16 protein-coding genes and 1 pseudogene are annotated in these 25,489 nt (G+C 40.3%); 2 read left to right on the top strand and 15 right to left on the bottom strand.

Translation table 11 applies throughout. The features are described 5' to 3' along the window. Window positions 1-83: 83 nt before the first annotated feature. The 9 genes from VOI46_RS17875 to VOI46_RS17835 all read right to left on the bottom strand — a co-directional run bounded on the left by VOI46_RS17875 (window position 84) and on the right by VOI46_RS17835 (window position 12,021). Window positions 84-1,862 (bottom strand): sugar phosphorylase, encoded by a 1,779-nt coding sequence (locus VOI46_RS17875; RefSeq protein ID WP_282337365.1) that lies wholly within the window; start codon window positions 1,860-1,862, stop codon window positions 84-86. Window positions 1,863-1,886: 24 nt separating this feature from the next. After that, window positions 1,887-3,110: a glycosyl transferase gene (locus tag VOI46_RS17870; RefSeq protein ID WP_248450319.1), complete on the bottom strand. Its 1,224-nt coding sequence runs from the start codon at window positions 3,108-3,110 to the stop codon at window positions 1,887-1,889. After that, window positions 3,103-4,848: an HAD-IIB family hydrolase gene (locus tag VOI46_RS17865; RefSeq protein ID WP_282337364.1), complete on the bottom strand. Its 1,746-nt coding sequence runs from the start codon at window positions 4,846-4,848 to the stop codon at window positions 3,103-3,105. Before VOI46_RS17865 ends, VOI46_RS17870 begins: the two co-directional genes overlap by 8 nt. Before the next feature lie 136 nt (window positions 4,849-4,984). After that, window positions 4,985-6,223, bottom strand: a complete 1,239-nt coding sequence (locus VOI46_RS17860; protein WP_282337363.1) for a uracil-xanthine permease family protein — start codon at window positions 6,221-6,223, stop codon at window positions 4,985-4,987. A gap of 9 nt (window positions 6,224-6,232) precedes the next feature. Continuing rightward, on the bottom strand, window positions 6,233-6,865 hold the full coding sequence (upp, locus tag VOI46_RS17855; RefSeq protein ID WP_004586497.1) for a uracil phosphoribosyltransferase: 633 nt from the start codon (window positions 6,863-6,865) through the stop codon (window positions 6,233-6,235). A 144-nt stretch (window positions 6,866-7,009) separates the two neighbouring features. Beyond that, window positions 7,010-7,969 (bottom strand): oxidoreductase family protein, encoded by a 960-nt coding sequence (locus VOI46_RS17850; RefSeq protein ID WP_282337362.1) that lies wholly within the window; start codon window positions 7,967-7,969, stop codon window positions 7,010-7,012. A 160-nt stretch (window positions 7,970-8,129) separates the two neighbouring features. Further along, window positions 8,130-9,128: an IS30 family transposase gene (locus VOI46_RS17845; RefSeq protein ID WP_324738298.1), complete on the bottom strand. Its 999-nt coding sequence runs from the start codon at window positions 9,126-9,128 to the stop codon at window positions 8,130-8,132. Window positions 9,129-9,336: 208 nt separating this feature from the next. Further along, complete coding sequence (locus VOI46_RS17840) at window positions 9,337-10,311, bottom strand: transposase (RefSeq protein WP_282338772.1); 975 nt, start codon at window positions 10,309-10,311, stop codon at window positions 9,337-9,339. Between the two features lie 144 nt (window positions 10,312-10,455). Further along, on the bottom strand, window positions 10,456-12,021 hold the full coding sequence (locus tag VOI46_RS17835; protein WP_282337935.1) for an endonuclease NucS domain-containing protein: 1,566 nt from the start codon (window positions 12,019-12,021) through the stop codon (window positions 10,456-10,458). A 653-nt stretch (window positions 12,022-12,674) separates the two neighbouring features. On the opposite strand from VOI46_RS17835, the pseudogene VOI46_RS17830 reads away from it, so the two are divergent. Then, a pseudogene (locus VOI46_RS17830) lies at window positions 12,675-13,598 on the top strand (integron integrase). A 379-nt stretch (window positions 13,599-13,977) separates the two neighbouring features. Here the strand turns inward: VOI46_RS17830 and VOI46_RS17825 are convergent. The 5 genes from VOI46_RS17825 to VOI46_RS17805 all read right to left on the bottom strand — a co-directional run bounded on the left by VOI46_RS17825 (window position 13,978) and on the right by VOI46_RS17805 (window position 23,272). Continuing rightward, the gene (locus tag VOI46_RS17825; RefSeq protein WP_282337936.1) at window positions 13,978-16,233 is read right to left on the bottom strand and encodes an acyl-CoA dehydrogenase; all 2,256 of its coding nucleotides are present in this window, start codon (window positions 16,231-16,233) and stop codon (window positions 13,978-13,980) included. A 265-nt stretch (window positions 16,234-16,498) separates the two neighbouring features. After that, complete coding sequence (locus VOI46_RS17820; RefSeq protein WP_282337937.1) at window positions 16,499-17,527, bottom strand: zinc-binding dehydrogenase; 1,029 nt, start codon at window positions 17,525-17,527, stop codon at window positions 16,499-16,501. A gap of 14 nt (window positions 17,528-17,541) precedes the next feature. Beyond that, window positions 17,542-18,951, bottom strand: a complete 1,410-nt coding sequence (locus VOI46_RS17815) for a TolC family protein (RefSeq protein ID WP_282337938.1) — start codon at window positions 18,949-18,951, stop codon at window positions 17,542-17,544. Beyond that, window positions 18,944-22,096, bottom strand: coding sequence for a multidrug efflux RND transporter permease subunit (locus tag VOI46_RS17810; protein WP_324738334.1), 3,153 nt, complete (start codon window positions 22,094-22,096; stop codon window positions 18,944-18,946). Before VOI46_RS17810 ends, VOI46_RS17815 begins: the two co-directional genes overlap by 8 nt. A 9-nt stretch (window positions 22,097-22,105) precedes the next feature. Next, entirely contained in the window at window positions 22,106-23,272 is a 1,167-nt protein-coding gene (locus VOI46_RS17805; RefSeq protein WP_004588704.1) for an efflux RND transporter periplasmic adaptor subunit, read from the bottom strand. 116 nt (window positions 23,273-23,388) lie between these two features. Between VOI46_RS17805 and VOI46_RS17800 the strand changes: the two genes are divergently transcribed. Further along, the gene (locus VOI46_RS17800) at window positions 23,389-24,327 is read left to right on the top strand and encodes a LysR substrate-binding domain-containing protein (RefSeq protein WP_004588705.1); all 939 of its coding nucleotides are present in this window, start codon (window positions 23,389-23,391) and stop codon (window positions 24,325-24,327) included. An 8-nt stretch (window positions 24,328-24,335) separates the two neighbouring features. On the opposite strand, the gene VOI46_RS17795 is transcribed toward VOI46_RS17800, so the two are convergent. After that, window positions 24,336-25,373, bottom strand: coding sequence for a GGDEF domain-containing protein (locus VOI46_RS17795; RefSeq protein WP_324738332.1), 1,038 nt, complete (start codon window positions 25,371-25,373; stop codon window positions 24,336-24,338). Between the last annotated feature and the right edge of the window lie 116 nt (window positions 25,374-25,489).

Raw genomic sequence — 25,489 nt, 5'->3', positions numbered from 1 at the left:
AAGTTAAAGGCTCGCACTGCGAGCCTTTTTATACCAATGCGCTTAATTAGGTGAGCTATTTTGCAAATTGGTATTACTGCACTTTATTTAATATTACTTAACCATACACTTTGATATGGCTCTAACTCTATAGTGAGTTGGTCCTCGGTAATTGTTTCATTAGCCACTAAATCAAACCACTGCTGGGTGTTAATTAAATTTAAATCTGCAAGGGTAAGTACTTGTGGTTTATCACTTATGTTGTAAACGCAAAATATACTTTGGCGCCTGTCTATACTTTGCCGCCAAAAACCAAATAACCCCCCCGCTAAGTGCAGCGTAAATTGCGTGGCATTAGGATGAAATGCGCTTTGTTTTTTTCGAATACCTAATAAATGCTTAATACCATTAAACACTTTGTGATGATGGCTATATTTATCACCTAAAGCCGATAATAGTTTTGACTCTTGCCAACGATGACGGTTAATTGCACGGTTATGCTGTGAGTTTTCAAAGCGTTCGTAATCGTTCGTTGTGCCAAGCAAGCTATGAATATAAAGCCCGGGGATCCCTTCAAGCGCAAACATAATGGCGTGTGCACACATAAATCGCTCAAGGCCAAACTTATCTTGCCCATTGTGCGTGCCTTGTAATGCATCAAAAAGTGCAATATTTAGTTCATACGGTGTGTGCGTACCATCGTTACTGGTGCGCATTGATACACGCCCGCCAAACTGCATAGACGTACTCACCAATGACGCCACTTCGCTTGGCTGTAACAAACCTTCTATTGGCCTAAGTCCAATGCCATCGTGCGAGGCAATAAAGTTAAAGTATGTGGTGCCGTTTTGCGCAGGCGGCATACTCATCATCCAATGCTTAATGGCTGTGCTATCTCCACTGAGTAATGTATGCAGTAATAAGGGCGGTAAGGCAAAGTTATAAATACTGTGGGCTTCGTTGGCGTTACCAAAGTAAGAGAGGTTTTCTTGGTTTGGTATGTTTGTTTCGGTAATTATGACAACGCTTGGCTCAGTATGCTCTATTAGGGTGCGAATAAGCCTAACTGCTTCATGCGTTTGCGGTAAATTAATGCAATTTGTATTGAGCTGCTTCCATAAAAATGCAACCGCATCTAGCCTAAACAAACGTACGCCGTTATCTAAATAATGGCGAATAATGCTTATAAATTCTTTTAAAACTTCCGGGTTACCAAAATCAAAATCAACTTGGTCGTGGCTAAACGTACACCATACATGTTTTTCGCCGCTTGGTGTGGTTACCGTATTTAATAGCGGTGACGTACGTGGGCGTACTACGTTACTTAAATCATCGGTTAAACTTGCCGTTTTAAAGTAATCTTTGCCGGGGTCTAAATCGTTTAAAAAGTTTTCAAACCATACACTTCGGCTAGAGCAGTGATTAATCACTAAATCTGCCATTAGCTTTACATCTTTGGCAATATTTTTTATATCTTGCCAATCCCCTAGCGATTCATTTACTTGCACGTAGTTCATTACCGCAAAGCCTTCATCAGAGCTATACGGGTAAAATGGCAATATATGCAAAGCATTAAGCTGCATATCGCACTGCTCTTTTATAAACCGGTGCAAGGTTTTAAGCGGTGCTTCTACAGGTTTTGCAACAGCTTGATCTCCCTCATCGTGCTTAATAATAGAGTCGCCATAGGCTATTAATATAATATCTTGCTCGTCCCAACGGTTAGTATGGGGTGTAGGGTCGCGCAGCGGGCTGTCGCCTAAAATTATAGTTATAAGCTGCCCAGCCAGCTCTGTAATACTTAAGGGCAGTTCAACATCTTTATAAATAATATGTAGATGTTGCTCTACCCGCTGTAAAAATAATTCACTTACTGTATTCACACGCGCCCCTTATTATTGTTTTATTTATTCACTAAATTCTTTATTATCAAGATCAACCGCTTCTCTTAAGCGCTCAAAAACATCTGGCATGGCTGATACAACACGGTTCCAACTTGGCACAAATGGCGCTTCCATTGGGTTTTCTAAAAAGTGCTGACCTGCTTCCATAACATTTTTGGCGAACATTTCTACGGCCTTTTCCTCTTGGTGCACATCTAAGGTTAAACCATTCATCAGTGCATCGTTATGATACGTTTCTATAAAGTCTAAACCAATACGGTAGTAAGTTGCTTTTAAAGAACGAATTGTTTCGCTGGTAAAAGTAACCCCTTGAGTGGCTAATTTTCTAAATAGTGCCTTGGTTATATCTATCGACATTTTAGATAAACCGGCGTTTTGGTCATCAAGAGAAAGTTCCTGGTGCTTATGATCGTAATTATCAGCAATATCCACTTGGCATAAGCGATTATGCGAATAATTACGGTACATTTCACTGAGTACGCCAATTTCAAGGCCCCAATCACTCGGGATACGAATATCGTTTAGCACATCACGTCTAAACGAAAACTCCCCTGCTAACGGGTATCTAAAGGTATCCATATATTCTAGGTAGTCGGTATTGCCTAAAATAGTTTTGAACGAGCGTAATAACGGCGTTACTAATAAGCGCGATACTCGGCCATTAATTTTGCCGTTTGCAGTACGTGGGTAAAAGCCTTTACAGAATTCATAATTAAAACGAGGGTGCGCTACAGGGTAAATTAAGCGCGCTAACAAACCTCTGTCGTAAGTTAAAATATCGCAGTCGTGCAGGGCTATCGACTCTACCTCTGAGGTGGCCAATTTGTAACCCATGCAATACCACACATTTCTGCCTTTACCAAGCTCACGCGGTGCAACGCCTAGCTCTTGTAATTCTTTATCAAGCGCTTGCAAACGAGGACCATCGTTCCAAAGCACTTTGTGGTTTTGGTTAAGCTCTTTAAAAAAGCCTAAAGCATGGCGGTATTGTGATTCGTCTGCCCTGTCTAAACCTATGGTAATTTGCGATAAATAAGGAACCTCTCTGAGTTCTTTTACAATGTTTTGCAGCGCTGGGCCTTCAAGCTCACTAAACAACGAAGGGAGTATTAACCCCATTGGCCGTTGCTTACTAAAACTAATTAGCTCTTCTTCAAGCGCTTCTACCGGTCTATCGGCGATATTATGTAAGGTTGTGATGATGCCATTTTGATAAAAATCAGCCATGTGATTTTCGCTCCTCAATAGTATTTAAAATGCTGCTAATACAAGGCAATGTGGTTATTTCTTCAATCCAACCCAGTGGAGCGGGCGATTGCGAATAACGCGCCTTGTTATGTGTTAACTTAACCGGCTTTTTACTGCTTGGGTTATGTATGATAATGGCGATATCAGCTTGCTCTAGCATCTGCTTATCGTTGTCACTATCACCTAGTGCAATTACCGTGAGAGGCTTTCTAAAATGTTGTGAAATTTGTTTAACTAACCACTGCTGTGCAGCGCTTTTATCGGTGTTTTTAGCAATATGTATAAACCGCCCGCCTATTTTTATTTCGTAGCCGAGTGCTTTAACATCGTTTACAAACGCATTAAGTAATTCATCGCTTCCGTGCCAATAAAGTGGGTCTGAAAAATCGCGTGTTTGAGCGCGCCTTGCATGCGCTTCATCAAGCCCGGTGAGGGATGATATTTGCTCGCTCGACAAATCACTAAATAACTTATAATGCGATTTATATTCGCTGCTTAAGGAGTCTAAATCACTAAGTAAGTTAGATAAGGGTGATGCAAATGCATAACACCAATACGCCCCTACTTGCGTGCAGCCAATGGGTTTAAGCTCAAAATAATCTACGGGTAAATAAGCCGCCGCGCCATTTTCAACAATAAAAGGCTGTTGAATATTAAGCTCGTTTTTAAGTTCAACCACTTCGCAAAATGTTTTACTCGTATTAAACACCACAGGAATGTGGGCTGCTTGTAAATCTTGCAGCAAGCTACTGATATTTTTAGTGTTGTAATCGGCGTGATCGAGTAACGTGCCATCTAGGTCGGTAAATATAATAGGTTGCAGCGTATCGTCGCTGGTTAAGTTCATAGCACTAATATCGCGATTACTATCAAGCTCTATAAGGGCATTAGCTTTAGCGCTTAGGGTGTTTAAGTTTTCGCGAGTAATACGCTCAAAATGAGAAATAAAGTGCACCAGTTGCTCATCACTCATGGTGCCATCGCCCTCGCCTTTAGCGGCAATAAGCTTTTGCTCTTGCTCTTGTCGCCACTTAAATACATCTTCAAAGCTCGGCGCTTTGAGCATCACCGTGTAATCTATTTTACTAAACACACTTTTGTATTCATTTGCTAGGCAACTGTTTACACAACGACGCCACACGCCTTCTTTATCGTGCTGTGTTTCTAACTCGTTTATAGGCTCACTTAAAGAAAATAACGGTTGTGGCTCACTACCTACGCACCAGCCTTCTAAAATAATAATATCAATGGGTTTATTGTTACATTGCCATGTTTGCTCGGGGCTGCAATCGTCGTGATGCTTGTCAAATTTAGGCAAAGGTACGCCAACCTCTTTTGCAAGTAACCTGCTTATGGTGGTATTCATTAACCCTACATCGTGGGTGCCAGGCACACCGCGGGTGGCAAATAATGGGTGTACGTCTTTGGCAAGTCCTTGGCGGTGTGCTTTAGATAAGTAAAAATCATCAATAGAAAGCGCGACACTGGTAAACGGCGTGTTGTTACTAAACCAAGTAACTAAAAAATCTGCGAGGGTGGTTTTTCCTGAGCCTTGGCATCCATTTATGGCGACAAAAATAGGGGTGTTATTTTTTTTTGATTCTAGAATATCGTGTGCAAGCGGGATAAAAAATTGCTCACTAAGGTACTGATACTTTAAAGGCAATTGGTGCTTTGCTAAAAATGGGGTTATATCCACAATACTGGCCTCTGACATAGTAACTCCTTATATTATGAAGTAACAAATGCAGGTACTAGACCACTATTATTTTTATTTAATTATTAGTAACTTACAAAAATAGCGCAATTAGTATGCGCTATTTTGGTGCGTAAATTTTACATACAGTGCAAAATTAATCAGTTTCTGGTTCAGCTTTTGGCAATACTAAGTTAAGCACAATACCTAAAATGGCGCACAAGCTAACCCCTTCTAAGCTAAATTGGCTGCCCCCAATGTGCATACCGCCAATACCGCATACTAATATAAGTGCCACAATACTTAAATTACGGGGTGCAGTTAAGTCATCCCCAGATTTAACCAACGTATTTAAGCCCACTACCGCAATTGAGCCAAATAACAAAATCATTATGCCGCCCATCACAGGTACAGGAATTGTTTGTAAACCAGCGCCCATTTTTGCCACAAAGGCCAGTACCACAGCAATTATGGCAGTCCACATCATTACTTTAGGGTTAAAGTTTTTGGTCAGCATCACTGCGCCAGTTACTTCAGAGTAAGTCGTGTTTGGCGGACCACCAAATAAAGAGGCAGCGGCAGTGGCTAAGCCATCACCAAATAAGGTGCGATGTAAGCCTGGTTTTTTTAAAAAGTCTTTATTGGTTACTTGGCTAATAGCCATCATATCGCCAATATGCTCAATAGCAGGTGCAATGGCAACAGGCACCATAAAGAGAATGGCTTGCCACTTAAATTCGGGCCATGTGAAGTTTGGTACAGCCAACCAGCTGGCTTCGTTTACGCTACCAAATTCAACCACACCAATTACCAGTGATAAAACATAACCCGATATAACACCCGCTAATATAGGGATCAGCTTATATACACCTTTGCCCCACACAGCAAAAATAAGTGTTACAACAAGAGAAAACAGCGAAATAATAATGGCTTTATCGTAAGCAATAAGTTCAATACTGCCGTCGCCACTTTTACCCATTGCCATATTTACCGCAACCGGTGCAAGGGCTAAACCAATCACCATAATAACGGGGCCGACGACCACTGGCGGTAAAATTTTATGAAGTGTTGCCACCCCTTTAAATTTAACCAATAGCGCTAACAGCATATAAGCACAGCCCGCTGCCATTAAACCACCCATGGTGGCTGGCACGCCCCACATTTGTACTGAGGCAATAATAGGCGCAATAAACGCAAATGATGACGCTAAAAATATAGGCACCTTGCCTTTCGTCACTACCTGAAATAATAAAGTACCTATACCCGCTGTAAACAAAGCGACACTTGGGTCAAGCCCAGTTAATAAAGGCACTAACACTAACGCACCAAATGCTACAAACAACATTTGGGCGCCGGTTAAAATGGTTTTTATAGAAAATGTAGAATTATTTTGCACTGTTAAACCTTAGTAAACCGTACCGAAAATTTTGTCACCTGCATCGCCAAGCCCTGGGATAATGTAACCCTTTTCATTTAAATGGCTATCAACTGAGGCAGTAAAAATCTCAATATCAGGGTGAGCGGCTAATGTTTTTTCAACGCCCTCAGGTGCAGCAACCAGTACAATTACTTTAATGTCTTTACAGCCTGCTTTTTTAAGCATATCAATTGTAGCAATCATAGAGCCGCCAGTTGCAAGCATTGGGTCTATAACTAAGCTTAAACGCTCATCAATATTGCCTACTAACTTTTCAAAGTAAGGTACTGGCTCAAGCGTTTCTTCGTTACGCTCAAGGCCCACTACACTTACCTTAGCCGCTGGAAGTAATGACATTACGCCATCCATCATGCCAAGGCCCGCGCGTAAAATTGGCACAACAGTAATTTTTTTGCCTTTAATGTGCTCTACTTTTAATTTGTTGCCGTCCCAGCCAGTAATTTCGTTATCTTCTAACTGTAGGTTTTTAGTTGCTTCGTAGGTTAATAAGGTACCTACCTCAGAGCATAATTCACGAAAGCTTTTAGTACTTATACCGTGAGCGCGCATTAAGCCTAATTTGTGTTGAACTAGAGGGTGTGAAATTACGTGAATTGACATGATAAAAACCTACTGATACAAGAATTGGCGGTATTTTATATTAAAAAAGGTCATTTGACCTGCAATTTTAAATAAGTTTTCATAGATCGTGCCAAAATGTATTGATTTGCTTGATATTTATGCAAGCGATGCACTAATTTATGTTTATAAGTTGTTATCTGATAACGTTAAATTTACTTGCGCCATCATGTAGCTATTTATTTTAAAATGAGTTGGGCTCCAACCCGCTAAAAAACGATAAAAATCGGCCCAAGCTAATGGCCATAATGCATGCCACTTTGCAATTACGTCATCGGCATTTATTTGCGGTTGAAACACTAAAAGCGCATTTTTTAATTGGCTAAAATAGTAATGTAAATACTCATCGGCGCAGGTATGTAATTGCTCGTCGCTTAAGCAGCTGGTCATAAAATACATTACATCGCAAATCCCTACCCCAGCCCCTACATACTGAAAGTCATAAGCGAGTATTTCACTTTGCTCATTTGCAGCAAAATTGGCAAGTTTAGCATCGCCATGTATCAAGGTTTTGTAGTGTGATGATTGCAGTATTTTATCAATTTTATGAGCCGCATTTTTAATATCGGACTTTTCGTCAGCGCTTTGTTTTAACTTATTAAACTCATCTGGCCGTGTGCTCAAATGCCAATAGTTCCCTTGTTGCCATAAGCCCTTTGCGGGCTTATTTAAATTAAAGGCATGAAAATGGGCTAGCCACGTAAGTATTGGTTTTATGTCAAGCGCACTTGCTTGAGCAAAACCATGTTGCGTAAAGTTTTTAAACACTAACGCATAATCATCACCATCATTAATTGCATTAATACAGGTAATACTTTTAGCGCTTGTCGGTAAGTACGCGCTGTATAACCTATAAAAATTATATTCAACTTTATAAGACTGCTGCTTTCTCTTTAATGCAAATTCGCTTTGCTTAATTTTTGGATGATTTATGTGGCTTGGTATTTTAATCGCTTTGATAACACATGGCTCGGCATCAAGCCTGCACTCGACAATACTGCCACACCCGCTCCAAAGCGAGGTTAGCGTATCGCCCATTTCAATGTGTTTAAAATGAGGCTGTAAAAGAGGAAGGTAAAATGCCATAGCTATATTAAGTCATTAAGTTTTTTATAGTTTAACATTAGAAGGTATTTTTAATAAAACGATAGCATTCATAAACTTCTTTCTTTTTAGCGTGACACCCACTTTAATTCCAGCCTTTCTTAAAGTGACATCCACCTTAATTTCTACAAAGTAAATTACCCTAGATTCTAATTGGAAGTGCACCACCTAATTCATTATAGACTTCATTTGGTGTTTTAAATCCTAAACATTTTCTAGGGCGATTATTTAGTTGCTCCTCTACCTTTTTTAATTGCTGATGGCTTACTTTGCTAAAGTTTGTTTTCTTCGGATAATACCTTCTAATTAACCCATTTATTTGCTCTACAGCACCTTTTTCCCAACTGTGATAAGGCTCACAAAAATAAGATTTATTTTTCAAAATGGCTTCTACTTTTTTAAACTCCGTATTTTCAGAGCCATTGTCATAAGTTATCGATAAACAAGAGCTTGGTGGGTAAATAGATAGTTTTTTACATATTGCATTCGATGTCGCTAGAGCTTTTTTAGATGATAATTTAGTGATGTGACACACTCTAGAAACTCGTTCAAGTAACACATTCAGCGCACATTTTCTGTCGCTAGATTCAACAGAGTCACTTTCCCAATGCCCAACGTTTTTTCTGAGATTAATGTCATCTGGTCTGTCTAAAATACTACATCTTTGACCCCAAACTGTTTTCGTTTTACGGGTTGGATATTTTTTCTTACGCTTTTTATGCTGCCTAGCTAAATATACAATAAGTGATGTTTCATTCTTGTATATATATTGATAAATGGCCTCGTGAGATACGCTGGGTAAGGTTTTATCAAATTTTATTCGTCCAGCTATGATCTCAGGACTCCACCCAAGTTTGAGTTTATCTGCCACATAGCGTTGAGCTTCAACAGACTTAAGCTTAACTCGCTTAACTCGCTTAGCTCTCTCCCTTACCCTTACTTCATAATACATTTGAGCTGGATGAGGGTAATAAGTTGGTACGTAATAATCATATTTATTACGCTTTAGCTCTCGGCTAATAGTGCTATGTGAGCGATTTAGTAATCGGCTCACCTCACGTATTGATTTTTTTTGGTAATGATACCACTCAAATAAACGACAACGTTCAAAGTTAGATAAATGTGAATATTGGGTACCCATGGCACACCTCCTGAACTTATAGTTTAGTAAAGGTGGTGCACTTCGACCTTGAATCTGGCAAGTTAAAGTTAACTAATGAATTTATGTTTTTTAACTGTCCAAAAATAATTTGAGTTTTAAAATAGAGGTATTACTAAATAAAGCTTAAATGCCAGCCACAAAAAATCCCTACATTATGTAGTTGGAGTGCTCAAAAAGTGATTTGGCTCTAAGCGAATAACTTTGCGCAGTTACTGATATTCGCTCGCCGCTTTCGGTTTAAGTTTTCGCAATACCCTTTTTGTGAGGCTGGCCTGCCCACTGCACCATGAAATACGCGCGTAAATTGTGTGGTGAGTTTTAACCAGTTTTCTGATGATATATTAAGCCTTTCTAACAAAGGAAGGGTCATATTATCTATATGCCCGTGCTTATCCTCTCGCATTACTCGCCCTGTTAGCTCAACAAGTTCAAGGTAGGATTTAAGCTCAAACGGCAGCCCTTTAGGCATTACTTGACGTGACATGCCTGCAAAGCGAAGTAGTTGCTTTGGCTGCTTGCCTTCTTTTGCACATATTAAGCGTACTTGAGCGCTGGTATGGTCTGACTCTTCTGGAGTGTTAGCTATTTTAGCTCTAATGGGGTTTAAATCTACATAGGCCATACACGCTGCAATTGCGGCTTCATCAAGTAAAGCTTGCGATTTGAACCTACCCTCCCAAAACCTCCCTGTGCAATTATCTTCTTTATTTGCTCTTCGCGCTATATCTTCATTTAACAGGCGCATAAACCAGCTAATACTTGCTAAACGTTCTCGGTATTGTTTTACCGTTTGATTGAAAAAGATGAGTTCAACTTTACTTAGCTTCTCGCCTTGTATGTATTTTTGCGTTAACAATGTGCCTTTACAGAGTTTATGCCAGCGAATAACAATCGCTTTATCATTCAGCCTATTTGCCTTTTTATCATCTACATACAGTACTAAATGGGTGTGATTGCTCATTACGGCATAAGCGCACACATCAATACAAAATACCTTAGCTAATTCACCCAGCTTATCTTCAACCCATCCTCGTCGATGCTCGTAAGATTGACCAGTGAAACGGTCTTCGCCACATAAAAATGCACGACGAACACACCGTGAAATACAGTGATAGTATTTTGTATCAACCAAACTTACTTGTCGCTTTCTTGCAATTGCCATAAGACACCCTGCCTATTTTTTGCACTAAATAAAAGCTAGCCTCTAATTGAGTTAAGTGCAAAATTTAAGATGGGTGTCAGGTTTATTTATTAAGTGCAAAATTTAAGATGGGTGTTAGGTTTATTAGTTTTTATATCACACGCACTAAAATGTAATTTTCACATTTGAACTGGGATCTTTATTAAGTAAGTAATCAACCTCTTCAATAAGGTTGTCATTATCCCTAACAAAGTCATTTAAAGTACTAATAGAGTCAATAATTTCCATGTAACCTGAATTTTCATCATTCTGAATTCTATATAAAGTGTTATTTTTTTCTGTAACCACTTCATACGTTAAACCATATGATTCAGATAATTTCTCATCATAATCATTTAGTTCTTGAGATATCATTCGAGCTTTTAAACTGTCGATGCTATCATAGGCTGTAATTACAGCCTCTTTAGCGCTATTAGGATTTCTCTCTTTATCTGTCCAAGCCAATAAGCCTTGGTAAACTTCTTTATCGGCATTTTCGCGGTCGATTGTGATGATAAGATATGGAATCCTTTGAGAAGATGAGTGTTTTTTAAGGTCATACATTAAGCCAAAAAAATTCAAAGGATTATATACATTAATATCCGCGACATCCTTTGTTCGTAACGTATTTAATATATAGTCTACTTGGTTGCACCATCGATAGTTGGCAGATAAAAATTTATTAAGCTTTTTCCTAACCATATTAAACTGATACTCTCTACATGGCGTAGTCTTAATGTTAAACCCGTAAGGGTGATCACCTGTAAAACCACACGCCATCGAAAGCATATCATCACTATCAAATAAAGCATCTGAAAACATGTCTCCAACGCCTAAAGGCTCACCATGGCTCCATGTACTTAAGGTATTATTTAAACTATGTAATGCAAGACCTGTATATTCACCAACACCATAGTTCAATCTAACTTGTTCGAGCAAAATTTTACTTCTTAATTCATACTCAGCTCCATCCAATTGCCATAAGTTCAATATACCTTCAATATCGAAGTGATTGTCATTTAGCTCCCTTACTGGCAGTGAAGATATTTCGTTATATAACCTATCGGTATCAGTCGTAAACATAGACCATGAGAACCCATATGGGTGGATAATATTATTATCACCCCCCGTGTAGTCCATTTTTATAATAACACTATTACAAGAAGGTAATGATTCCAATGTTGACGTAAAATCAGCATATGCTTTATCACGTTCATTCTGTTCACTGAACTCAAAGAAAATAAAGTTTTTTAAAGGGCTTAGATCACCACTATTATATTTAGGGACAATTTGTTGAAATATAGGTTCTTCATTAGGCTTATACACTATACTATAGCCTGTAAATTCATATTGAGAAACCCGTGAGTATTCATCAAATGCTTCTTCAAGTTCTCGCCAAACGGTTGAGATTACTACACATCGAATTTGACTTTCTTCTAATCTATTCTTGTTTTTAAGCATGTTTGCATACTTCATTAACTGTTGAATAGCAGATCTAGCCGTCTGATCACTTTTTTTCAATTCAATTAGAGTAAAACAACCAAACTCATCTTTCGCTAATATATCAACATAAGCAGTTCGACCATTCGGCATTTTTATGTAATGCTCCTGCGCCACAACTTTTAAGTTGGGATCAAGGGTTTTTATATATTCTGCTATGTTTTCTCTTATTTCTGCTTCTTTTATCTTCATGATATTTCCTAGCCACGATGTGATATAACGCTTTGCTAAGGGGCAAATAATGGTTGGCTATACTGTGCGAGGCACGAGCGCGGCCAACTGTTATTTGTCCCGCTTGAGCAACTTGTTATATGCAGCGGTAGTAATACCAAAAGCTACACAAACTGGCAGTTGCCGTAATATAAAAACCTAACCGTGAATTTTTACGCTACACACGAAAGGTTGAACTAATTAATAGTGTTGCCACCTTTGAAAAAGGTAATAAAGGCAACACTTATTAGTGAATTGCGCCAAACCGAATTTAGCGTAAAACACAACCTGCTTGTATGCGCTAAAATTAGAATCACACACTACACGTTAAAACACATTGAGTTTGACGCGCAAAAAAATAACCACGCACCAAACCATAAAACTTAAAGAATACTTTCTTGGAAAGCATATAACAGCTTATTGAACACCACTTTGGGGGTTTATAACACCCCAAAACGGCGTATATTACATTGCTTAATAATTCCACTAAACAACTTCTATGTAAACAAGTAATTACGTATTTTGTAAAGTTATTGTTGTTAAAATACACCAAAACGACTTTTAATAATGTTATTGGACAAAACACGAAAAACTGTCTATATATACAGTGCGTTTTTAAAAGTTGAATATCATTTATGAAATCTCTCTTTCTAACCATGATTAAAGACCATATGTATAGCAAACGGTATGCAAAGAGCACCATTGAAGCTTATCTTTTTTGGATAGCTAGCTATATCCGCTTTAATAATATGCAGCGCCCAAGCTCTATGGGAGACACTCAAGTGGAATCGTATTTGAACCATTTAGTAAACTCGCAAAACGTAGCGCAAGGCACACAAGCGCAGGCACTAAATGCGCTAAGTTTCCTATATAAAGAAATAATTAAGAGCCCCCTTTCATTATGATTAGACTTTGTAAAAAGTGAACGCCCAAGAAAACTACCCGTCGTGCTTACTCAAACAGAAGTTTCAGCGCTATTTAAACACTGTGTAGCAAAGCACTATTTACCCTGTGGATTACTTTATGGCAGTGGTATGCGATTAATGGAGGTACTGCGTTTACGAGTTCACGATATTGACTTTGACTATAGCTTCATTCGAATTTGGAACGGCAAAGGTAATAAAAATCGTACTGTGACACTTGCTGAAGAATTAATACCAATGCTAAGAAATCAAATAATTCAAGTTGATGAATATTTACAGTTAGATTTAAAAAATGATACGTACACCGGTGTATGGATGCCTCATCGACTTAGTAAAAAATACCCAAGCGCTAATAAGTCTTTACAATGGCAGTTTCTGTTCCCATGGCATAAATTAAGTACGGACTCTGAAACAGGAGTAATAAGATGTCACCACTTAGATCATTTAGGGGTAAGAAAGGCAGTTAAACTATCTTCGACAAAAGCACATATTAATAAACACGTTACCCCACATACTTTGCGCCACTCATTTGCTACGCACTTGCTGCAAAGCGGCGCTGATATACGTACAGTACAAACACAACTAGGTCATAGTGATGTACGTAAAACACAAATAATACCCGCTGTATTGAATTAGTGAGCAATTATAGCGATAGATAAATAGCTCAATAACAAGGCAAAAACTTGGTTATATAGTTTATCTATATGGGAAGTTTTTAACGCAGCTAATGAGTTATTTCGAACGCTAAACTGTTCAACGTTTTAATTCAGTGGGTATCCTACCCATGTATTACAGCAAGGTGCCAACGGAGTTATCAGCTCTTTTTCAAGATTATAAGTGTCTCTTTTAAACCTCTGCACATACATACTCGCTTACAAATCAATACCGCTATCTATCTCTACTTTATAAAACACATAAAAAAGCCCCGCTTGGTTTTAAACAAACGAGGCTCCACACTAATTTTTTAATCAAGAATAAAAGCGCCGATACAGCGGGCGCTTTGCATCATTGAATTTTATTGATTAACTACACTTTTAAGTGGGTTAACTGGTTGTGCGTTGTCATCTAATAAGTTCATGTCAAAGTCGAACTCATCAACGCGAATCGCTTTTTCACGCTTTTTGTTGTAATCAATTAGTTGCGCATGTTCATCCGCAGTAATTACATTTGCCGCTAATGCGTTATCTAGCGTAATGGCAAAACGTGTACCTGGTTTAATCTTTTTAGCGCGCAGCGCTTTTTTAACTTTAGCCAGCTCAACAAGTGATGCCATTTTAGCTTTATAAGCTTGCTCGTTAATGTGATGACCGTCGCCTTCTACAGGCTTAACTAAATGCGTAATTTGCGCTTTAAATGCGGTATCAAGCTGTGCTTGTTTTGCTAATTCACGAATTAAGTCGTCGCTAATTTTTGGCATTTTAGTTGAGTAGTTCATTGTTACAAAACGAATAAACTTACGAGTACCACTTGCAGGGAAGTTATCTAAAAACTTATGCAGTGCTTCTTCAGCGCTTTGCAGTGCAAAACGTGTCGCGTAGTGGAAGTACGGCGCTGCTTGTTCGCGCTCGCTGCTTGCTACTTTTTGCTCGTAATACTTAATTGACGCCATTGCCGCGTATAAAAAGCTCATTACATCGCCTAAACGTGCTGATAGCATTTCAGCCTGCTTTAATTTACCGCCAAGTACGAGTAACGAGAAGTCGGCATACACTGCTAATTTTGCAGATAGTTTATGTACGGCTTTTTCGTATTCACGTACTTCTGGTAATGCAGAGTTTGCACTTGCAGTAAAAGGTAAAACACCTAAACGGAACGCACGTAAGCTATTTGCTGTGCTGTAACCAATTGTTTTACGCAAAATGCCGTTAAACTCTTTATCTGCACCTTTATCTTCACTATGGATTGATTCAACCATAGATTGTAAATAAGGGTGACAACGCATAACACCTTGACCAAAAATCATCAGGTTACGTGTAAGAATGTTCGCGCCTTCTACTGTAATAGCAATAGGCTGTGCTACGTAACCGCTTGCAAGGGTATTTTGTGGACCATTTTGAATCGCTTTACCCGCTTGAATATCCATTGCAGAATCTAATACGTCGCGACCAAGCTCGGTCATGTGATATTTAGCTATTGCTGTCACAACCGATGGTTTTAAGCCCATGCCTAGGCCTTCAGTTGTCAGCACGCGCATTGCTTCTTGAAGGTATGTTTTACCTGCAATGTCTGCTAGTTTTTCTTGAATACCTTCAAATTGACCAATTGCTAAACCAAACTGCTCACGCACTGCTGCGTATTCAGATGCTGATTTAAACGCCACTTGTGATGTACTTACACCTAGTGCAGGTAATGAAATACCACGCCCTGCGCCTAAACAGCTAACCAGCATTTGCCAACCACGACCGATGTTTTTCTGGCCGCCAATAATAAAGTCCATTGGTACAAATACTTTGTTACCACGTGTAGTACCGTTATAAAAACGAATTCCCATTGGGTCATGGCGGTTACCAAGCTCTACACCTGGGTGTTCTTTAGGAATAAGCGCACAGGTAATACCTAAGTTTTCTTTGCCGCCTAGTAAACCTTCTGGATCAACTACTTTAAATGCTAAACCAAGTACCGTAGCAATTGGTGCCAGTGTGATGTAACGCTTATCCCATGTAATCTCAAGGCCAAGTACTTCTTCGCCGTTGTACATGCCTTTGGTGACAGTACCAATATCTGGAATGCCACCTGCATCAGAGCCCGCCTCTGGGCTTGTTAATGCAAAACATGGAATGTCTCTGCCGTTTGCTAAACGCGGTAAGTAATGCGCTTGCTGCTCTTGTGTACCAAAGTGCAGTAATAATTCACCTGGGCCTAAAGAGTTAGGAACCATAACAGTTACCGCTACTGCAGAGCTTTTTGTCGCAATGGTTGCAACAATAGTCGAGTTTGCATAAGGGCTAAACTCTAAACCGCCAAACGATTTAGGAATGATAAGCGAGAAGAAACGCTCTTTTTTCAAAAATTCTAATATGTCATCTGGTAAGTGAATACCGTTTTGAATAACTGAATCGTCAATCATGCCTAGTAGCTCTTGTACTGGGCCATCTAAGAATGCTTGCTCGTCTGCACTTAGCTTAGCAGCCGGCACATCGCGTAGTGCGCTAAAATCTGGCTTACCTTGATAGATAGACCCTTCTAGCCACACATCACCCGCGTCTAGCGCTTCTTGTTCAGTGATTGAAATACTTGGTAATACTTTTTTTAATTTTGTACGTAAACTCATGATTGAACTCATCCGACCAGATAAATAATACCTACATTACGTCATAAAAATCAGTTTAGATCAATTACTCTATTCAATTAATTAACAGTTTTTTCAATTTATTTTCTTTACGGTGACGTAAACTGTTGAAACTAAAAGGCTTACACTTGTGCGCTGAAATACCTCTATTTGGCAACAATTAAGCCCCATACTCATAAAAAGCTCTTTTTTAGGCATAAAAAAACGCAGCCACTTGGGCTGCGTTTTTAAAATAAGGTGGGCAACGTTAACTACTTATTTGCACAACGTGTTTGCCTGTAAAGCCCCCCGCTATTTGGTTATTTAAGGCAGCACTGACTGAGTCAGCAGTAAAGTCAACCGCAGTGATTGCCGGTGTTTTAATATCGCCCGATAGCGCGCCTTCAAGCAATAAATTACCCATAAAACTTAAGCGTTGCTGTGCACATAAACTATTGGCAAGCCACGCACCACCAATAGACACCACACTAATATTAGGCGCTCGGTGGTACATTAAATCCTGATCAAAATGAGGCAGCGAGTTTAAACACGCGATACGCCCGCAAAAACGCATTAATTCAATATTTCTAAGCGTTGATTCACCGCCCATGGTATCAATTACCGCATCAAACCCTTGTGGGCCAAGCTCGCGGCGAATTTTGTCGCGTAACTTTTTGTCGTTATAATCAAATACCACATCGGCACCTAGCTGCTTTACCAGCTTGTGATTACGCTTTGAAGCGGTGGTAAATACATCGGCACCGCGTTGTTTAGCATATTGAATGGCAAACTGCCCTACCGCACCAGAGCCACCTTCGATTAGGATTTGGTCGCCCTCCGTAATGGCAATTTTATCTAAGCTAATAAGGGCGGCCATACCAGCGCACGGTAGCGTAGCAGCCTTTGCAGGGCACAACCCATCGGGTACAACCGATACAGCAAAGTTAGGCACCGTGGTGTATTCACTCAGTACCCCTTGCTTACCTATATTGGCATGCCACATTACTCGTTCGCCAACCCCAGGAAACACACCTTTGTTAGCTTTAACTACCACACCAACGGCGTCTAGGCCTAAAATATGAGGGTATTGCCACTTACAAAAGCCCGTTTTAGCAAAATAGGCATCAGCAGGATTAAGGCCTACATACTCAAGCTTTACCAACAATTCGTTGTCGGCGCACTCGGGTATATCAACCTCAACATCTTGCAAGCATATTTGCTCATCTGGTTGTGATAAAACAATAGCGCGCATTGTTTGTAAGGGGCTGCCTTGATGTGATAATTCAGTATTGCTCATTCAATTAACTCTACCTATTTTGTACTGCTCAGTGCATAGCTCCATTGGCCGTTAAATGCCTGATAAGCATTCACTTTAGCAAGCAATGTAGCAATAGTTGTGTCAACAGCATTTTCTTGTGCCATTAAAACATCCTGGCGTGCATCTAACAACTCTAAGTACGGTATTTGGCCTTCTTCGTACATCGCCTGTGCTTGTAAAAATGCTTTATTTGCAAAGCCATAGCGCTGTTTAGCATAACGCTCTTGCTGTTGTTGATTGACCAACATTTGCAATGAAAGTTCACTTTGAGTCACCGCATTTAATACTATTTGCTGATAGTCGCTGTAGGCAGCTTCACTTAAAAACTGCTGTGCATCGCGCTGGGCAAGGAGTGCGGGGTAACTTAATATTGACCATTGCACTTGGGGGGCTACTTGCCATTGCTGATCAGTATTTTTTAAGCCCGTGCTGTCTATGCTCACTACGCCTGCAAAGGCTGATAAGCTAATATCAGGTAGTAAGGCTTTACTTGCCGCCACACTTAAGCTGTTAGCTTGGCTAAAATCATACAATGCACGGCTTATATCAGGGCGAAGGGCAATGGCGCTATTGGCATTTTTAAGCGCAACGCTAAAGCTTTGCTCCAGCAGGTTTTGCTCATTGTCTATCGCAATGTCTTGCGCAAGCTTACCTGTAAGCACAGCTAAAGTTGATAAGTCGCTGTATTTAGCATACTCAATAGCGGGCATTAGAGCTTCTTGCTGCCTAAGCTGTGCCATTGTACGGTTTAGGTCAAGCTCGTTGGCAACGCCTTCATCTACACGTGCTTGAAGTACCTCAATGCTTTGCTCTAATGCGTTAATTTGCATGGCTATAATGTGTTGTTTTTCAACATTACCTTGATAGCTTACAAACCCTTTAACAACAGACGATACCACTTCAATTTGCAGTGAACGTACTTGCTCGGCTTGGCTCATGGCCGATGCATTTGCAGCATCAACCAAAGCAGTAATACGGCCAAATAAATCTAACTGCCAATCAAGCGCTATGTTAGCACTCGATTGACGGTCAAACACACTCGGTGCATCGCTTCGTGCTGCGCCAATATTTACCCCGCCTTGGGGTAAATATTGCGCTTTTTGCTCACCAAGTCGGGCAAGGGTACTTTTGAGCGTTAATTGGCTTGTTTGCAAATTGTAGTTATTGGTAAGTGCGCTATTAACCAAAGCATTTAGCTGCTTTGACTCTAACTTGTGCCACCAATTTGTTTCATCTGCAATGGCAACATTGCTGGCAATATTTGCTTGAGCTACAAAATCGTTAATAGCGTTTTGCTCGCTTTGTGTATCTATTTTGCTAGCGCAACCAGATAAAAAAGCAGCCACTAACACAGCACTTAACGTTAAGCGCGTTTTGATAGGTTTAGCGATAAAATTAGTCATGCGATAACCCCTTTGCTTTTTGCTGCTTTTTCACAACTAACATGTAAAACACAGGTGTAAATAATAAGCCAAACACCGTTACCCCTATCATGCCTGCAAATACCGCGTTACCCATTGCGTGGCGCATTTCGGCGCCGGCACCGGTTGCAAGTACCAAAGGTACAACCCCAGCTGTAAAGGCAATTGAGGTCATTAATATTGGGCGTAAACGCATACGACACGCCGCTAATATTGCCTCAAAGTGCGTTAACCCACCGCCGTGTTGGTCGCGGGCAAATTCTACCATTAATATGGCGTTTTTAGAGGCGAGTGCCACCAGTACAATTAATGCAATTTGAGTAAATATATTATTGTCTGAGCCTACAAACCACACACCTAATAGTGCTGAGAAAATAGTCATCGGTACAATTAATATTATGGCCAGTGGCAAACGCAAACTTTCGTACTGCGCAGCAAGCACCATAAATACAAGCAACACAACTAATGGGAATACATAAACCATGGTGTTACCTGCAAGTACTTGTTGGTACGTTACTTCTGTCCACTCGTATTCAATACCCGTTGGCAGGTTGTCGGCTAATATTGTTTCAATAGCAGTTTGTGCCTGATCAGAGCTATAACCAGGTGCTGGGCTGCCGTTTAGTTCTGCACTTGGGTAACCGTTGTAATGCATTACACGGTCAGGTCCTATTGTTGGTGTAACTGTAAGTACCGAGCCAAGCGGCACCATATTTCCTGCACTGTTACGTACTTTTAGGTTAAGGATTTGCTCAGGGTCAAGGCGAAAATCAGCATCAGCTTGCGCATTAACCTGATAAGTACGACCAAACATATTAAAGTCATTCACATACACAGAGCCTAGGTATATTTGCAATGCGTCAAATACTTCATCAAGAGGAATACCTTGAATAAGCGCTTGCTCGCGGTCTATATCAATATCCATTTGTGGTACTTGAATGCGAAAGCTTGAATATAAGCCCATTAACGCGGGGTCTTGCTGCGCCTTACCAATAATGGTTTGCAAACTATTAAATAGTGCATCAAAGCCTTTATTTGCTCTATCTTCAATTTGCAGTTTAAAGCCACCTGTTGTGCCTAAGCCTTGAATTGGTGGCGGCGGAAATACAGCCACAAACGCTTCATCAATAGCTGCAAAACGCTGATTTAACTGTGCGGCAATTGCCATCGCTGATTGACTAGGGTCGGTGCGTTTATCAAAGTTCTCAAGTGGCGTAAATACAATGCCGCTATTTGGGCTGTTAGTAAAACCGTTTACCGATAAGCCTGGAAACGCCACGGTGTGTGCAACGCCTGGTACTTCTAATGCTATTTTTTGCATTTGCGAGAGCACATCTTCGGTGCGGTCTAAACTGGCTGCATCTGGCAGTTGCGCAATCGCAACTAAATATTGCTTATCTTGCTGTGGAATAAAGCCACCCGGTACGGTATCAAACAATTTAATTGTACCGCCCACCAGCGCAACATAGGCCACCATAACAATAACGCTCATACGTATAAGCTTTTGTACCAGCTTTTCGTAGCCTTTAGCACCATGGTCAAACACGCGGTTAAACGGTTTAAATAACCACGCACCAAACAGTTTATTAAGTAAACGCGTGAATGCATCTGGTTTTGCATCGTGCGATTTTAATAATAATGCCGATAGCGCAGGCGACAGGGTTAACGAGTTAAACGCCGAAATAACAGTCGAAATAGTAATTGTTAGTGCAAATTGCTTATAAAACTGACCCGATAAACCGGTAATAAATGCAGTAGGAATAAATACCGCACACAGCACTAGCGCTATCGCAATAATTGGCCCGGTTACTTCGCTCATAGCAACACGTGTTGCCTCTAAAGGCGAAAGCCCTTGTTCTATATTTCGCTCTACATTTTCAACAACAACTATCGCATCATCAACTACAATACCAATTGCCAGTACCAAGCCAAACAGCGAAAGTGTATTAATAGACACGCCTAGCCATTGCATTACAGCAAACGTACCAATTAATGATACAGGTACTGCAATCAGTGGAATAATAGATGCGCGCCATGTTTGTAAAAATACAATTACAACAATAACAACTAATACTATTGCCTCTAGCAATGTAGCAATTACCGCATCAATTGAACCACGTACAAACACAGTAGGGTCATATACAATGTCGTACTCAACACCCGCTGGGAAATCTTCTGACAAACGCGCCATTGTTTCACGTACTTGGTCTGAAAGCTCAATCGCATTTGAACCTGGGCGTTGAAAAATAGGCATTGCAAGTGCTGGCTGGTTATCCATTTCAGCGCGAAGTGCGTACGTATCTAGACCTAAATCTACACGTGCTACATCAGATAAACGTGTTAACTGGCCTTCGTCACCTACTTTAATAATAACGTTTTCAAATTCTTCAACGCTATTTAAACGCCCTTTTACGTTTAATAAAATTTGAAATTGGCTGTCGTTAGAAATTGGCTGTGCACCTAAGCTACCCGCGGCAACTTGCTGATTTTGCGAGCGCAAAGCGGCCACAACATCCGTTGCAGTAAGCTCACGCGCTGCTAATGCATCTGGGTTTAACCACACACGCATAGAGTACTTACCACCGCCAAATAAACGAATATCGCCTACACCCGGTAAACGGGCAATTTCATCTTTAATATGAATGTCGGCATAGTTAGATAAATACGCTGTGTCGTGGCTGTTTTCAGGCGAGTATAAATGCACCACCATGGTTAAATCGGGTGATGATTTTTCGGCCACAACACCTAAACGTTGAACTTCCTCGGGTAAACGTGGCAATGCACTGTTTACACGGTTTTGTACTTGTACTTGTGCACGGTCTAAATCCGTACCTAACGCAAAGGTTACCGTTAATGTCATGCGGCCATCGCTGGTACCTTGCGAAAACATATAAAGCATGTTTTCAGTACCATTAATTTCTTGCTCAAGGGGCGTTGCCACAGTTTGCGCAATAACGGTTGGGTTAGCACCTGGGTAATTTGCTGTTACCACAACAGTAGGTGGCACAACTTCTGGGTATTCACTTACAGGAAGTTGAAATAGTGAAATACCACCAGCAATTAAAATAACCAACGACAGCATGGCTGCAAAAATTGGTCGCTGAATAAAAAAGTGTGAAAATTTCATCAATAAACCTTATTGCTTAGCCATTAGCTGCGCGTTGTCGTTTGACAGTGTAAAAGCCACGCCGCTTGTATCAATTGTCACTGTATTTGGCGAAATTGGCATACCTGGGCCTACACGTGCAGGGCCATTTACCGCAATAATATCGCCTTCGCTTAGGCCAGCAGTAACAGCGCGTAACGCACCATAGCGCTCGCCTACTTCTATTAATTTGTATTCAAGCACGTTGTTTTCGCCAACGGTTAACACAAAGCGATTTTTTAAATCGGTGCCAATAGCACGCTCAGGAATAATTACTTTTTCGCTCACTTCGTTTGCTGCCAAGTTAACGCGAGCAAAAGAACCTGCACGTAGTTGATTGTTATCTTGTTCAAATACCGCACGTACACGTAAAGTGCCCGTTGCTGAATTAATTTGGTTATCAATAAAGTTAATATAGCCTTGGTAAGCAAACTCTTTTTGCCCTACTTTTTGCATAACAACTGTTTGGCGGCTTTGTGCGGTTACATCGTTAAAGGCGCTATTCCAAGTACGCTCATCAACATCAAAGTAGGCATACATCGCTTTGTTAGAGACAATAGATGTTAATACACTTTGACCCGCTAATACGTTATTACCTTTGGTAATATTTGCGCGTGAGATAACACCATCAATCGGCGAAACTACTGATGTAAATTCTAAATCGAGCTTTGCAGAGGTAAGCTGTGCTTGCAGCGCTGCAAGTTGTGCTTCGCGCTGGCGAAGCGTTGAGGTACGCGCCTGTGCCTGTTCTGTTGAAATAGCTTTACGCTCTAATAAGCGTACTGCTCGTTTATCTTCACTTTTTGCTTGTTCAAGTGCAGCTTCTGCGCTGTGTATTTGCGCTTCTAGGCTTGCTACAACCGCTGCAAAGGGGCGCTCATCAAGTTGAAACAACACATCGTCTTGCTTAACAACATCACCTTCTTTAAATTCAATGCTATCAATCACCCCAGATACACGCGGCATCAGCGCAACTTCTTGCGGCGATTCTAAACGCGTGGTGTAGGTGTGCCAGCTTTGTACTGGTTTAATTAAAACTTGTGCCACATCGATAGGTTGCAATTGTTGTTGCTGCGCATTAGGTGCGCTCTCATCGGCACAGCCCGCTAAGGATAGAGTTGCCGCAGCTAATGCAGCAGCAATTAAATGTTTATTCATGAAGACGCTCCTTTATTTACCTGGCATGTTACGGACTATACTTGCGGACAAAAACCATAGATTTATAAATTCATTAATGCCAAAATGGCATCAATAACATTTATTGGGTGATCATAATGGATACAACAAGCCGGCTTTTAATGCTGCTTGAAGTGGTAGAACAAGGCTCTTTTGCCAAAGCTGCAGAAATAAGAAACATAGACCGTTCTGTTATATCTAAACAAATCAGTCGATTAGAGGACGAGCTAGGTGTTAGGTTATTAAACCGCACCACCCGTTCGTTTTCGTTAACGGCGGCGGGCGCAGAAATGATTAAAAAAGCGTCAGAGCTAAGAGAGCTACTTGGTGAAACCGTACGTATGGCCGAAAACTACCACTTAGAGCCACGCGGTGTGTTAAAGGTTACCTCGTCAACATTAATTGGTCGGCGTTATTTACAACCTGTGCTTAACGACTTTCAAAAACGTTTTCCACAAGTAGAAGTAGAACTGCGCCTCGACGATAGGCTAGTTGATATTGTATCTGAAGGTTTTGATTTAGCATTTAGAATTGGTGAGCCTAAAGACTCCTCATTAATTGCGCGTAAAATTGCTCGTAACCGGCTGCTTATTGTAGCCGCCCCTGAATTTATAAAAACCTATGGTATGCCACAAACCATAGAAGAGCTGGTGCAGTTACCCGCTGCAAGTTATGCAAGTAACGCTATGCGCGTAGAAACCATAGATTACTACGATAGTAAAGGTGAGCCGTGCGAGCTAAAAATAAAAAGCGTGTACAGAGCAAACGACGCTGAAGTACTGCTAATGAAAGCTATTTCAGGGACTACCTACTTTGTTGCGCCAGCATTTATTATCGATAAAGAAATTACACAAGGTCAATTGGTGCCCATTTTAACGGATGTTAAGTTAAAAGAGTTTAGCCATATGTATGCGGTGTATCCACACAGAGACTTACCGGTAAGAACACGTTTATTTTTTGATGCAGTGAGAGAATACCTAGGTAAAGACAAACCAATTTGGGAAAACAACATCCCAAATTTTGAGCAAATGTACTAGCCTCGTACTTAGGCTATTTGAGGCTCTTCAATCAGGTTGGCATTTGATTGAAAGTACACTTTATTGCGGCCATATTCTTTTGCTTTATACAGTTGTTTATCTGCTTTAATTACAAACTTTTCAAGCGTGTCGCCTTGGCGATACTTAACAACGCCTATACTGGCAGTTACATTTATTTTTAGCCCATCAATCTCAAATGCCGTATTGTTGAGTTTTTCTCTTATGGTTTCGGCCATTGCCAATGCATCATTTTGTGACGCAAAAGAATGTAGTAAAGCAAACTCTTCCCCGCCCACTCTAAATACATACCCTTTTGCCAATACAACCCTTAATAAAGTGGCGACTTCAATTAGCACTTCATCCCCTACTGCGTGGCCATGGGTGTCGTTAACCTGTTTAAAAAAGTCTAGGTCGAGTAAAAACAAATAAAGTTGCGACTTATCTTTAAGCTCTACTGCAAAGTAATGGTTCATTGATAAACGGTTTGCAGCCCCAGTAAGTGGGTCTAACAAGGCCAGGTTTTTCAGCCGTTTAGACGATAAAGCACGGCTGCCTTCAAATACATGAGAAATGGCCCAAATGCTGATATAAACAAAGGCAAGATTTAAACTGAAGTTAAGCGTTGTTAGAGGAAGTTGCGATGCTTTGGTTAATAATATGGCTCCCTGGAGTACAAACAACAAAGCCGATAATACAATGCCATAGCGCTTACCTAACAGTAGGTAATACAACACAGGTAACGCAAACGACCACACATACAAACCATTTATTGGCTTTGCTAAATAATTACCTAATACAATAACAAAGGTGACAAATATGCACATAACAACAGATTGCCATACTTCGAGTGCGTGTGTGTTTAAGCGGTGGTAGGTGTAGGCACAAAATACAGTGAGCGCTATTTCTAAATAGCCTAATAACGCAAAGTTATTTAAAAAAATATTAAACGCAGCAAAAAACAATGAGACAAAACCAAAACACAAGCACATCCATTTCAGAACGTTTCTTCTTAATGATTTAGCACTACTAAGTGCTGCTATATCCATTCAAAAAACTTAAAATAATAAAAAATTTAGTGTAACGCTAAAATTAAATATAACAAGTAGCTAAACAGGTAAAAACAGTCATTTTATCAAACTGTGTAGCGAAAACAGTAAACTCA

Source organism: Pseudoalteromonas sp. CuT4-3, assembly GCF_035666335.1.
Lineage (GTDB): Bacteria > Pseudomonadota > Gammaproteobacteria > Enterobacterales > Alteromonadaceae > Pseudoalteromonas > Pseudoalteromonas atlantica.
Note: the sequence above shows the minus strand (reverse complement) of the source record. Positions and strands in the feature narration are given on the sequence as shown.